The organism is Salibacter sp. (genome assembly GCF_031581065.1).
In the GTDB taxonomy this organism is placed as follows: domain Bacteria; phylum Bacteroidota; class Bacteroidia; order Flavobacteriales_G; family Salibacteraceae; genus Salibacter.
This window is the reverse complement of record NZ_JAVLBN010000052.1, coordinates 1-12677: the sequence shown is the minus strand read 5'-3', so window position 1 is coordinate 12677 and position 12677 is coordinate 1. Positions and strand designations below refer to the sequence as shown.

Here is a 12677-nt window from a genome sequence, read left to right as displayed (position 1 = left end):
ATAGTATCCGAAAACATTATTGAAGCCAACTTTTAAAGAAGAAATTCCGGTTTTTTCAACTTCGCGCTTCTGCATCTGTTCGAGATAATCACGCGAAGAAAAAGCGAGTTTGCGGAGTTCATCCAGCTCTTCATTTACACCATCTTTTATCACATTTCCTTTCGCGACATTCAATGGCGGATCGTCCTGAACCTGCTCCTCAATTTTTTGCCTGATATGATCGCAAGGATGCAATTGATCACCGATCGACTTGAGCGATTCGGTTTTCACATTCAGCAACTTTTCTTTGATGGGCGGAATTGTGAGTAGCGCCTTTTTCAACTGAATGACATCGCGCGGTGAAACACGATTCACAGCTGCTTTTGAGATCAATCTTTCCAAATCACCCACTGAAGAAATCTGCCTCCAAATATCTTCTTTGTCATCAGGATTTTGGGTGAAATACTCTACTGCATCGAGTCGTTCATCAATGACTTTTTTCTCTTTGAGCGGTAACGCTAACCAGCGTTTGAGTAAACGAGAGCCCATCGGGCTTTCAGTGCGATCGAGAATATTGAAAAGCGTTTTGGCTCCTTCATTTGGGGAATAGAAAAGCTCGAGATTACGAATAGTAAACTTATCCAGCCAAACATATTTATCCTGCTCAATTCGGTGAATCGTGTTGATGTGGCTCACCTGGTGGTGCTGTGTTTCTTTCAGATATTGAAGACAGGCACCGGCAGCAATAATTCCTTTTTCGAGGTTCTCTATTCCGAACCCTTTTAAGCTTTTCGTTTTAAAGTGTTCGAGAAGTGAATCGTTACCAAATTCTGACGTAAAAACCCAATCTTCGAGATGGTAAGTGTGATAACTTTTGCCAAATTCCTGCTCAAATTGCGTGATTTTATTCCGCTGAACAAGCACTTCATTTGGTGAAAGACTCTGCAACAACTTATCGATGTAATCAATATTACCCTGGGCGCACATAAACTCACCGGTTGAAATATCGAGAAAGGCAATTCCGCTGAATTCATCAGTTAAGTGAACAGCAGCGAGAAAATTATTTTCAGTGTGGTGTAGTATTTTATCGTTATACGAAACACCGGGAGTTACGAGTTCAGTGATTCCCCTTTTAACGATTTTCTTCGTCATTTTGGGATCTTCGAGCTGATCACAAATAGCTACGCGGTGACCGGCTCTGACCAACTTTGGCAAATAAGAATCCATGGCGTGGTGAGGAAAGCCGGCCAACTCAATGTGCGATGCCGATCCGTTTTTCCTTTTCGTGAGTACGATTCCAAGAATCTCAGCCGCTTTTACCGCGTCCTCACCAAAGGTTTCGTAAAAGTCGCCCACCCTAAAAAGCAGGATAGCATCAGGGTGTTTTGCCTTGATCTTATTGTACTGTTTCATCAGGGGAGTTTCAGTCCCCTTATTTTTTTCCTTTGTTTTTGCCAAAATACTGTCGTTTTTTGCAATGAACGAATTTACAAAGGTGATGCTGTTTTTATCGGTCAGAGCCACATGAGTTATCAAATTTTATGAACAGAAAATTAAAAAACGAAGAGCTCAACAGGATATCAAAAGACGAGTTCAGGGAATCAGACAAAGCTCCGGTTATCGTAGTGTTGGATAACATAAGAAGCCTCAACAATGTGGGGGCTGTTTTCAGAACCTCAGATGCTTTTAGAGTTGAGGCGATTTACCTGTGCGGAATCACAGCTACTCCGGAACACAGAGAGATTCAAAAAACGGCACTTGGAGCGCAAGAATCTGTCTCCTGGAAGTATTTTGAGAATACTACTGATGCAATCGATGATCTTTCATCAAAAGGATACTCATCATGGGCGATTGAACAAACTGAAAACAGCAAGATGTTAAATGACTGGAAAAACAACAGGGAAAATCCGGTTGCTTTGGTTTTCGGGAATGAGGTGTTTGGAGTGGATCAGGAAGTGATCGATAAATGTGAGGGAGTGATTGAAATCCCTCAACTGGGAACAAAACACTCACTGAATATTTCAGTGAGTGCCGGTATTGTTATTTGGGAAGCAGTAAAAAACTGCGACTTATTCGATTAATCTTCAACACAATCCCAATCTGCATCTTCGTAAGTTTCAAAAGTATCGTCATAGACTCTCCCTCTATCGCAAAAGTCTTCAGTAAGCTGACCTCTATCAGGGTCATTAAAAGTACAGGTTGCACACTGCTCACAAGAAGTAAAACTCAAAACGGCTACAAAAACTACTGCTATACCGACTATCTTTTTCATATCTAAAATCTTCATTTAATCTACAAATATAATATTCATATAAACACGAGGAAACTATCGTTTGCTCGAGCAGCGAAAACCTTCACGTTCGAGATCGTCTTTTTCTTCGCTTGTACAAACATCTTCTTCATAATACTCATCCGTTTCAACTTCCTGGTTATTGATCTCCACCACAACTTTCTTTCGACAGTTGTAGCATTTCTTACAGCTCGTAGTTGAACCAACGAGTAAAAAAGCAGCAAATAATATAACGAACCACTTATTCATGTTGCTAAAATAGTGGAAAATAAAAAAGGGCGAAACAAAAATTTCGCCCTTTCTCAAATTTATTACTCCAATTAAAGAGTTGAAAGGTCGTAATCGATAAACTCAGCGTCTTTCATAGCGCGATCCTTCATTGCTGGATCTTTGCTAATAGCTGTTTTAAGATTATTCATTACCAACTCTTTGTTGTTTGTTCTTGCACCGGCAATAGCTTTGAGGTAGTAAGCTTTAGCCGTAGTCTTTTCATCACTGTCATCAATTGTTCTTACAGCCTGATCAGCAGACCCTGCAAGAATTTGAGCGAGTGCTTTATTTACACTGTTAAAGCTAGAGAAGTTTGAAGTAGCAGCATCGTAGTTTCCATTGAGAATGTTTACGATTCCTTTGTTGTAATTCACTTCATCACCTGCTCCGTTAGCTTTGTTGTAATAATCCATTGCTGTGCTTCTGTCTCCGTTAAGGCGAGCGATAACACCAAGGTTATTCATCACGATAGGATTATTTGATGCTTTAGACTGAGCTGCTTCAAAATAAGACTTTGCAGCGCTTACATCATTTTGCATCAATTTCACATAACCTGCATTGTTGTGACCTCTCCAGTCATCTGCATAAATCTTTGCAGCCTTCTTATAAATCTCGAGTTTTTTATTGAGTTCATCAGTTAAAGTAGCTGCATAAAGAAGCTCTTCAACGTTAAGACCTTTTGCGCTGTCAGCAGCAAGTTGAGCAATTTGCTCGTCAGATTTACCAACTTTATCGATTGAAAGTGCAATTTGAGATCTTCTCAATTCTGGAAGAATTTCATCTTTCAATACTGTGTAAGTTTCTGCGAGGTTTTTGATTTCCTGCTCGCGTTTTTCAACATCCTGATACATTTCAAGAACTCTCAAAATAAGATCCTTGTCTTTGATATCAGAAGCTTGCATTGCCTTTTTGAAACCTTTCCAGTCCTCACCTTTTCCTACGAGGTTGTAGAACTCATCTTTAGTTCCCTTTTCAGCATCAGCTTTTCTCATTTGTCTTTTCAAAGCCTTTGCTGCAGATTCAGCACGATCTTTAGCGAGGTCTTCATTGAGTGACAATTCACCATCTGGGGAAGCGTAAGCCTGGATGTCTGCTTTTTTGAAAACGTAATTTGAATCAGCAGCTTTCTTTTCAATCATTTCGATGAGCTTCTCCATGTCTTCATCACGAAGCTCTGAAGGGCGCACATAAGAACTGTTGATCAAATAGTGAATTTGCGCATTGTGAACGTCAGTTGTAATGCGTTGGAATTCATCAGAACCTAAAATCGGCTTATCATCAGCTTCAACTAAATTAGGTGTTACAATTGTACCATCAGCAACCTTTACATTAGCGAGTTCCTGAGATTTTGATTTGTAACGGCCAACGATTTTAGCCTTGAGCTCTCCGCTCATCATTTCAGGCTTGTAAGGAACTTTTGTTACGTAAGTAAAAGAGCCTCCTTTGTCATAATTTACTTTTCTTCCGTCTTCTTCAGCATCTTGCCCAACGAGCGTAATCGTTTCAAATTCTTTTACTTCCTGACCATCTGAAACGAATACAGGTTTTACATCAACGACTGCTTTCTTATTGAAATATTTAGCAGGGTAAGAGCCTTTAACAGTTACCTCAACACTATCTCCGTGCATTTCTAAAGGATCTGGCGTAACCGAATAATTGACATCATTAGAGTTTTTCGCCATTTTATTCAATGGGTTACACGCCATCACTCCTAAAGATGCTGCAACAACTAGTGAGAGATTTCTTGCGGTGTTTGCTTTCATGTTGTGTTATTTTACTTTAAATGAAATTCTTATATTGAATGCTTAGTGCGTTACAAATCTATTTTATTGTTTCTTCAATTGCAAAAATGACTTTTTACATTAAAACGATTGACAATTTAAGGAATGATTCTGGTAATTCCTTCATTAAATTCTCTATTCAACAGCGAACATAAAAAATCATAATCGTGATTGTTACTCACAAAATCGAGATTTGACGAGTCTATAAATATCACACGCCAATCCAATTTTTGTTTAAAAAAGCCTATATACTGGCTTTGAAGGTCATCAAGATAGTCAATTGTTATATTCTGCTCATAAGATCTTCCCCTTTTCTTGATATTCTCCAGTGCAATCTCCGGCTTTTTATAGAGGAAGAAAGTCACCTCAGGAGCTGGCAATGAATTTGTTATAATTTTAAAAATCTGCTTGTATAAAGCGTACTCATCTTCTGATAAATTCAAGTGAGCAAACAACAAACTCTTTTCAAAAATGTAATCACTAAATATTGGTTGAAAGAGATCTTTGGTTTGAATTTTACTCTTTATTTGGTGGTAGCGCTCAGCTAAGAAAGACATTTCAACAGGAAACCCATAGCGTTGCGGCTCTTCGTAAAAAAGGGGTAAAAACGGATTTTCGTCAAACTCTTCTAAAAGTAACTTCCCGTTAAAATCACTGGAAAACTTTTGTGCAAGCGATGTCTTTCCAGTACCAATTATCCCTTCTATTGCAACGTACCTGTACTTCATATTTCTTTAACCTCAGCGTTATCATCGCATTCCAACAATAGCTGACTGATCGTTTTATTCTTTGATGGATGGATGAAATCCGGAGCAATTTGTGCCAGCGGCAAAAGCGTAAACCTTCTTTCATGCAATTTTGGATGAGGCACGGTCAGATCCTTACCACTCACCTCATAGTCCTCGTAAAAAAGCAAGTCGATGTCGATGAGCCGGGACTGGTAACTTCCAGTTTGGCTGTGCCTCTTTGTTTCTCTTCCCAGTTGCTGTTCCACTTCGAGCAAGCTACGGAGAAAATCTTTTGGACTGAGCCCGGTTCTGACCAACAAAACCTGATTCAGGAAGTCGTGTTCGCTCTCAAAACCCCACGGCTCTGACCGATAAATTCCCGACTTCTCTTTTATCTCCGCAAACTCATCAATGCCTTCAATAGCCTTTATAAAGGTTTCTTTTACATCTCCCAGATTACCTCCGAGTAATAGATATGCTGTGTTTAATCCATCCATATAGACATTCCACCTTTGATGTATTTGGTGAAAGGGTCGCCAAAATTGCTATTAAATTTGCAATTGTAGAAAGTTAAATTCAAATCATTTACCATGAAGCAGTTTTTTAAATTCATGTTCGCATCCGCTTTTGGATTTGTAATCGCAGGCGGATTGCTGGTACTTATTTTCTTTATTTCAATTGCCGGGCTCGTATCGAGTCTCGAAGATGGAATAAAATCAGAAAAGAAAGTTTCAGTAAAAGAAAATACGGTTTTACATCTCAAACTCAACCAGCCAATTGTTGACCGAGCTGAGGAGAACCCGTTTGCTAATCTGGATGTAGGTCCGTTCAAAAATGCCGGGCAAATTGGCTTAAATGAATTATTAGAATCAATTGAAAAGGCAAAAGAAGATGACCGCGTTAAAGGAATTTACCTGGATTTAAAAAGTTATCCGGGTGGAATGGCCAGCATGGTTGAATTGCGCAACGCATTAAAAGATTTTAAAGACAGCGGTAAGTGGATTATGGCTTACTCTTCAAATTATTCACAGGGTGGTTATTATTTAGCTTCTGTAGCTAACAGTGTTTACCTGTATCCTGAAGGGGAGCTATCCTGGAAAGGTCTCAATGCTGAGATCACTTTCTTTAAAAACACTTTAGATAAATTGGGAGTTGAGCCTCAAATCATAAGAGGTAAAAATAACAAGTTTAAAAGTGCAGTTGAGCCTTTCATGAAATCTGAAATGAGTGAGGCAAACAAATTACAAACGAAAAAATACCTCACCTCTATTTGGGGTAAGATGCTCGGTGATATTGCAGCTGAAAGAAGTCTTTCTATCGATGAGCTCAATCTTTACGCTGATAGCCTCATGATTTCATCAGCAGATGATGCGCTAAAACACAAGGTTATTGACGGAACCCGTTATTACGATGAGTTCACGGCCGAGCTACGTGATAGCCTGAGTATTGAAAATGATGATGACATCGAGTTCATCTCTTTTAACAAGTATAAAAAGACATCACTTAAGGGTAAAGATGACGATGACAAACCTTCTTACAAAATCAAAAATAAGGTTGCCGTTATCTATGCTCAGGGAAGTATCGAAACAGGCAAGAGTGACGGCACTCAAACAATGGGATCTAAAACAATTGCTAATGCTATTCGTGAAGCGAGAAAAGATTCTAACGTGAAGGCTATTGTACTGAGAGTAAACTCTCCGGGTGGTAGTGCTCTTGCATCAGACATCATGTGGCGAGAAACTGAATTAGCAAGAGATGCAAAACCGTTTATCGTGTCGATGGGTGATCTCGCAGCATCAGGTGGTTACTACATCTCGGCATACGGTGATCGTATTTTTGCTCAGCCAACAACAATTACAGGATCAATTGGTGTTTTTGGTATTATCCCGAACGCGAAAAAATTCTTCAACGACAAGCTGGGAATTACTTTTGACGGTGTTAAAACAAATGCTCATTCAGATCTCATGACAATCAGCAAGCCGCTTGATGACTTTGAATACAGTAAAATTCAAGACGGTGTGGAAGATGTTTATTCTACATTCCTGAACAGAGTTGCTAAAGGTCGAGGAATGACGGTTGAAGAAGTTGATAAAATCGGTCAGGGTCGTGTATGGACCGGTGCTGATGCGAAAGAAATAGGCCTGGTTGATGAGTTAGGCGGACTCGAAGACGCTATCAACTACGCTGCTACACAAGCTGAACTCGAAGAAGGAGATTACAAAGTTCGTGAATACCCTAAACAGGAAGATCCTTTCGAAAAATTCCTTCGCGACATGAAATTCCAGGCGAAATACATGTACGCTGATATGATTTTAGGATCTGACTACAACTACCTCATGGAACTTGAAAAAGCGCGCAACATGGATGGCATCCAAACAAGAATGCCTTATGTAATGCGTATCAAATAGTTTATTTCTTCATAATTACGCAACAAAAGCCTCGACTCAAATAGTTGGGGCTTTTTAGTTCTATTACCTTTGTCAGGATAGATTGCTCACTATAGACTATGGTAGATATACGAAATTCAATAATGTCGTGGGTCATGAAAAAGCGCTATCACCAAATAGAGCTTTTCATGAAATATCCTCATGAAGTACAGGCCGAGTGGTTCAATGAATTGATCGACTCAGGCAGTGAAACCGAATGGGGTAAAAAACACGATTACGCTTCTTTGAGAAGCTTAGCTGATTTTAAAAAAGCTGTTCCGGTAAGCGATTACGATGACCTCAAGCCATACATAGAACGAATCATGAAGGGCGAGCAAAATGTTTTGTGGCCTACGGAAATAAAGTGGTTTGCCAAATCGAGCGGAACAACCAGCGATAAAAGCAAGTTCATTCCTATCTCGAAAGAATCCCTGGAAGATTGTCACTACAAAGGTGGCAAGGATATGATTTCGATTTATTACAACCACAAACCTGATTCACGCATTTTTTCAGGTAGAGCGCTTGTACTTGGAGGAAGCAGCACCGTGAATCAGCTCAATAAAGATTCCTATTACGGAGATTTATCTGCCGTAATTATCAGGAACCTCCCCTTTTGGGCTGAGTTTCAACGAACACCTTCTATGGATGTTGCTCTTATGGATGAGTGGGAAGAGAAACTCGAAAAAATGGCGCAAATCACCGCAAAACAGGATATCACCAGTATATCAGGAGTTCCTTCGTGGACGCTTGTTCTGTTGAGGAGAGTTTTGGAAATTACCGGCAAAGATTACATAAGCGATGTTTGGCCAAACCTGGAAATGTTTGCCCACGGTGGTGTGAGTTTTGACCCTTACAGAAAACAGTACAGAAATATCTTTAACAGTGATAAAATCACTTACCTGGAAACTTACAATGCCTCAGAGGGCTTCTTTGGAATACAGGATCAATTCGATGAAGATAATTCAATGCTCCTGATGCTCGATTACGGTATCTTTTACGAGTTCATGCCGATGGAAGAGCTGGGTAAAGACCACCCTGAAACGCTCTCGCTACACGAAGTAGAAACGGGAGTTAATTACGCCCTTATTATCAGTACAAATGGCGGATTGTGGCGTTATCAAATTGGCGATACCATCGAGTTTACATCACTCGATCCTTATCGCATTCGCGTGACTGGTCGAACAAAACACTTCATCAACGCATTTGGTGAGGAACTCATCGTTGACAATGCTGAAAAAGCGCTGTCGATAGCTTGTGAGAAAACAAAAGCAATTGTCAAGGATTACACTGCTGCTCCCGTTTACATGGAGGGTAACAGCAAGGGAAGTCACGAATGGGCAATTGAATTTAGCCAGGAACCTGAAAGCTTCGAGTTTTTCAAAGATACTTTTGACAACGCACTCAAATCTCAAAACTCTGACTATGAGGCAAAACGCTACAAAAGTTTTGTTTTGTCAGAACCGATTATACATAAATTGCCGACTGGCACGTTCTACAATTGGATGAAGAAACGCGGTAAGCTGGGTGGTCAAAACAAAGTTCCGCGCCTTTCCAACAATCGTAAATACATTGATGAAATCCTCGAATTCATACAGTAGTTGGCTTTTTTCGGCTCTGATTATTTTTGTGTTTTTCACAGTCAGAGCACAAAGCCAAAAGCCTGGTCTCCAGCTCATCTCCAACCAAAAAGTTGAAGCTGAAGGTGTGGTAGTCGATGAATTGGGCAATGTATTCACATTTGGAAAAAACCTGATTGAACAGCGAAACACAAAAGGGAAAGTCCTGCAGACAAACAGCATAAAAGGTTTTGGAAATATCACTTCATTCGATGTCTCCAATCCGCTCAAGCCGCAAGTGTTTTTTAAAAACCAGTTACAACTCGTTTTTTTAGACAACCGCCTTGCAAAACGTGGCGACAATGTTGCACTCGACTTTTTGGGTTACAGCCAAATCAGCGCGTCATGTGCTTCCTACAACAACGGTTTTTGGATTTATGACATGAGCAATTACGAACTCGTGAGGTTCAATGAGCAAACAAACGTAACCAACCAAACACCTAATTTGCTTCAAATAACCGGTAAAAATCTACAAGCTGATCAACTCCTGGAAACGAATAAAAGACTTTACATCAAAGATCAGGAAATAGGGATTTTCGTGTTTGACATTTACGGCACTTACTACAAACATTTACCACTTAAAAACTGCAAAACAATTGCCGGATATGCCAATAGAGTTTTTATTTTGCAGCATGAGAAAATAACGGTGTTAAACTCAAAAAATAACACCTCTTCAATTTCGCTACCACACACTGATTATATAGACATAGCTGTCTATGACGATTATTTGTTTTTACTGGGATCTGACCAACTGGATATTTATCAGGTAAAACTTTAACAGAATACCTATTTTTGGTCGATTCAAAATGACAACTGAGAAAAATCAACACTATGCACATTGCAGTAGCAGGTAATATAGGATCTGGAAAAACGACACTCACACAACTACTCGCTGACCACTACAACTGGGAAGCCCATTTTGAAGATGTTGAGGAAAACCCTTACCTCAACGACTTTTACACTGAAATGCAACGTTGGTCATTTAACCTGCAAGTGTATTTCCTGAACAGTCGATTCAGTCAAATCAATGATATTCGTCAATCAGGCAAAACGGTAGTACAGGATAGAACAATCTACGAAGATGCTTACATCTTTGCTCCCAACCTGCACGCAATGGGTCTCATGACAACCCGAGATTTTGAAAATTACTTTTCTCTTTTCAACCTCATCAATTCATTTATTCAACCACCTGATTTATTGATCTACCTGCGTGCTTCTGTCCCTACTCTCGTTAGTCAGATCCAGCAACGCGGTCGCGAATACGAGGAAGCTATCAGGCTCGATTACCTCAAAAGACTCAACGAACGTTACGAATCGTTTATCGGGAATTACGAGCACGGTAGATTACTCGTTGTTGATGTGGATAACAACAACTTCAAGGAAGAAAAGGAAGACTTAGGACTCATCATTCATAAAATCGATACAGAGCTCCACGGCCTTTTTGGGAGTGACGAAAAGTAGGTATACCCGGCTCTGACCGAAAACAAAAAAGCCGATTCAAATGAATGAACCGGCTTTCTATTGTATCTGTTTCGCTCTTTTTTAAAGTCCGAGGAGAATTTCTCCGGGATCTTTACCACTAAATACGAGTTTAGATGGATTTTCGAGCATTTCCTTGATCATGTAGAGGAAGCTAACCGATTCCTTTCCGTCAATGATGCGGTGATCATAAGATAGCGCCACATACATAACCGGCCTTATCTCAACTTTCCCATCCACAGCTATTGGGCGATCAACGATGTTGTGCATACCCAAAATAGCACTTTGCGGAGGGTTGATAATTGGCGTACTCAACATAGAGCCAAACACACCACCATTTGTAATGGTAAAGGTACCACCAGTCATTTCATCAATAGTGATTTTTCCGTCACGTGCTTTGCGAGCAAGACGTTTAATTTCACTTTCTATTTCGTGAAGAGCCATTTGCTCAGCGTTGCGCAATACCGGAACCATCAATCCCTTAGGAGAAGAAACCGCAATTCCAACATCAGCGTAATCGTGGTAAATCACCTCTTTTCCATCGATCATTCCGTTTACAGCCGGATAAGCTTTCAATGCTTCAGTAACAGCTTTCGTGAAGAATGACATGAACCCGAGGCTCGTTCCAAATTCTTCTTTAAATTTATCCTTGTACTTAGCGCGCAAGTCCATGATTGGCTTCATATCCACCTCGTTGAAGGTCGTCAACATAGCCGTGTCATTTTTCACGCTAACAAGTCGCTCAGCAACTTTCCTTCTCAGGCTCGACATTTTTTCGCGTCTCTTTTCACGCGTTCCGCCCCAGCCCTGAGCAGCATCGGTTGAGATTCCACCAGATAGGAAAGACTCAACATCGTTTTTAGTGATTTTACCACCAGATCCTGATCCCTGAATCTGCTTCGCGCTCACATCGTTCTTGTTCATCATTTCGCGAGCGAGAGGCGTTGCTTTAGCTGATTTATTCTCCTCAGCTTTTTGGTCAGAACCCTTATCAGCCGACTTATCGTCAGCTTTCAATTTCTCAGAGGAAGCCGCTTTCTTATCGTCAGATCCTTTGTCAGAATCTCCATCATCAGCTTTTTCCTCTTCTTTATCATCAGCACCAGATCCACTTCCTTCAGGCGCTTCGGCATCAGTATCGATTTTAGCTACAACTGCCCCAACTTCAACCGTTTCTCCTTCTTCAACGAGAAGTTCAATAGCACCGGCATCTTCAGCGGCAAGTTCTAGAGTAGCTTTATCGGAGTCAATTTCGGCAATCGTTTGATCACGTTCAACGTAATCGCCCGATTCAACCAGCCATTCCGCAATTTCAACTTCGGTAATTGACTCACCCGGACTCGGGATTTTTACTTCTACAGCCATATAATTGTTATGTTACTTTTTAAGGTCAAAAACTTCGTCAATAATCTTATCCTGTCGCTTCTTAAATACTTTAGGAGAACCTGAAGCCGGACTTCCACTCTCGCTTCTCGCAATTCCTTTAAGGTTTCCGTCCCAGAATCTCAACAACTGATTGTAAGCTCCCATGTTTTCAGGTTCTTCCTGAGCCCACACAACTTCATCAGCATTTTTGTATTTATTGAGCACTTTATCCATTTCCTTTTGAGGGAACGGATAGTATTGCTCTAAGCGAACAAGAGCAACTTTATCATTTCCGTTTTCTTCACGTGCAGCGAGTAGATCGTAGTAGAGTTTACCACTTGTCACAACTACTTTTTTCACGTTTTTCTTCGTCACCTTGTCATCATCAATCACCATATCAAATGATCCTTCAGCTAAATCCTCAAGTGTTGATACACATTTAGGATGGCGAAGAAGCGATTTTGGTGTAAAGACAATCAACGGTTTTCTAAACTTTTGTTTCACCTGTCTGCGCAATACATGGAAAAGGTTTGCCGGAGTTGTACAATTCACAGCATACATGTTGCCTTCAGCACAAAGCTGGAGATAACGTTCCATCCTCGCACTTGAGTGCTCTGCTCCCTGGCCTTCATAACCATGAGGAAGGAAAAGAACCAGACCATTCATGCTGTTCCATTTGTCTTCAGCAGCACTGAGGAACTGGTCAATAATGATTTGTGCTCCATTATTGAAGTCACCAAATT

12 protein-coding genes and 1 pseudogene are annotated in these 12677 nt (G+C 40.4%); 5 read left to right on the top strand and 8 right to left on the bottom strand.

Going from position 1 to position 12677, the window contains the following annotated elements; all coding sequences use genetic code 11:
* A partial coding sequence (mutS, locus tag RI557_RS10185; protein ID WP_310683599.1) for a DNA mismatch repair protein MutS occupies nt 1-1392 on the bottom strand: 1392 nt, incomplete at its 3' end.
* A 128-nt stretch (nt 1393-1520) separates the two neighbouring features.
* On the opposite strand from mutS, the gene RI557_RS10180 reads away from it, so the two are divergent.
* Complete coding sequence (locus RI557_RS10180) at nt 1521-2060, top strand: RNA methyltransferase (protein ID WP_310683597.1); 540 nt, start codon at nt 1521-1523, stop codon at nt 2058-2060.
* Here RI557_RS10180 and RI557_RS10175 read toward each other — a convergent pair.
* The 5 genes from RI557_RS10175 to folK all read right to left on the bottom strand — a co-directional run bounded on the left by RI557_RS10175 (nt 2057) and on the right by folK (nt 5545).
* Complete coding sequence (locus RI557_RS10175) at nt 2057-2251, bottom strand: hypothetical protein (RefSeq protein ID WP_310668844.1); 195 nt, start codon at nt 2249-2251, stop codon at nt 2057-2059. The genes RI557_RS10180 and RI557_RS10175 overlap by 4 nt on opposite strands.
* 54 nt (nt 2252-2305) lie before the next feature.
* Nucleotides 2306-2518, bottom strand: a complete 213-nt coding sequence (locus tag RI557_RS10170) for a hypothetical protein (protein ID WP_310668845.1) — start codon at nt 2516-2518, stop codon at nt 2306-2308.
* Nucleotides 2519-2589: 71 nt separating this feature from the next.
* Nucleotides 2590-4302, bottom strand: coding sequence for a hypothetical protein (locus RI557_RS10165; RefSeq protein WP_310683595.1), 1713 nt, complete (start codon nt 4300-4302; stop codon nt 2590-2592).
* A 116-nt stretch (nt 4303-4418) separates the two neighbouring features.
* Entirely contained in the window at nt 4419-5048 is a 630-nt protein-coding gene (locus tag RI557_RS10160) for a deoxynucleoside kinase (protein ID WP_310668847.1), read from the bottom strand.
* On the bottom strand, nt 5045-5545 hold the full coding sequence (gene folK / locus RI557_RS10155; protein WP_310668848.1) for a 2-amino-4-hydroxy-6-hydroxymethyldihydropteridine diphosphokinase: 501 nt from the start codon (nt 5543-5545) through the stop codon (nt 5045-5047). The genes RI557_RS10160 and folK overlap by 4 nt, the downstream gene beginning before the upstream one ends.
* Before the next feature lie 93 nt (nt 5546-5638).
* Here folK and sppA point away from each other — a divergent pair, with 93 nt between their 5' ends.
* The 4 genes from sppA to RI557_RS10135 all read left to right on the top strand — a co-directional run bounded on the left by sppA (nt 5639) and on the right by RI557_RS10135 (nt 10551).
* The gene (gene sppA, locus RI557_RS10150) at nt 5639-7456 is read left to right on the top strand and encodes a signal peptide peptidase SppA (RefSeq protein WP_310668849.1); all 1818 of its coding nucleotides are present in this window, start codon (nt 5639-5641) and stop codon (nt 7454-7456) included.
* A gap of 134 nt (nt 7457-7590) precedes the next feature.
* The gene (locus tag RI557_RS10145; protein ID WP_310668850.1) at nt 7591-9072 is read left to right on the top strand and encodes a GH3 auxin-responsive promoter family protein; all 1482 of its coding nucleotides are present in this window, start codon (nt 7591-7593) and stop codon (nt 9070-9072) included.
* Nucleotides 9047-9868, top strand: a complete 822-nt coding sequence (locus tag RI557_RS10140) for a hypothetical protein (RefSeq protein WP_310683593.1) — start codon at nt 9047-9049, stop codon at nt 9866-9868. Before RI557_RS10145 ends, RI557_RS10140 begins: the two co-directional genes overlap by 26 nt.
* A gap of 53 nt (nt 9869-9921) precedes the next feature.
* On the top strand, nt 9922-10551 hold the full coding sequence (locus tag RI557_RS10135) for a deoxynucleoside kinase (RefSeq protein ID WP_310668852.1): 630 nt from the start codon (nt 9922-9924) through the stop codon (nt 10549-10551).
* A gap of 81 nt (nt 10552-10632) precedes the next feature.
* Here RI557_RS10135 and odhB read toward each other — a convergent pair whose 3' ends face one another.
* Both odhB and RI557_RS10125 read right to left on the bottom strand, forming a co-directional pair.
* Nucleotides 10633-11934 carry a 2-oxoglutarate dehydrogenase complex dihydrolipoyllysine-residue succinyltransferase gene (gene odhB, locus RI557_RS10130; protein WP_310683591.1) on the bottom strand — a complete coding sequence of 434 codons (1302 nt, stop codon included), beginning with the start codon at nt 11932-11934 and terminating at the stop codon, nt 10633-10635.
* Nucleotides 11935-11946: 12 nt separating this feature from the next.
* Nucleotides 11947-12677, bottom strand: a pseudogene (locus RI557_RS10125) (2-oxoglutarate dehydrogenase E1 component); the annotation flags it as partial.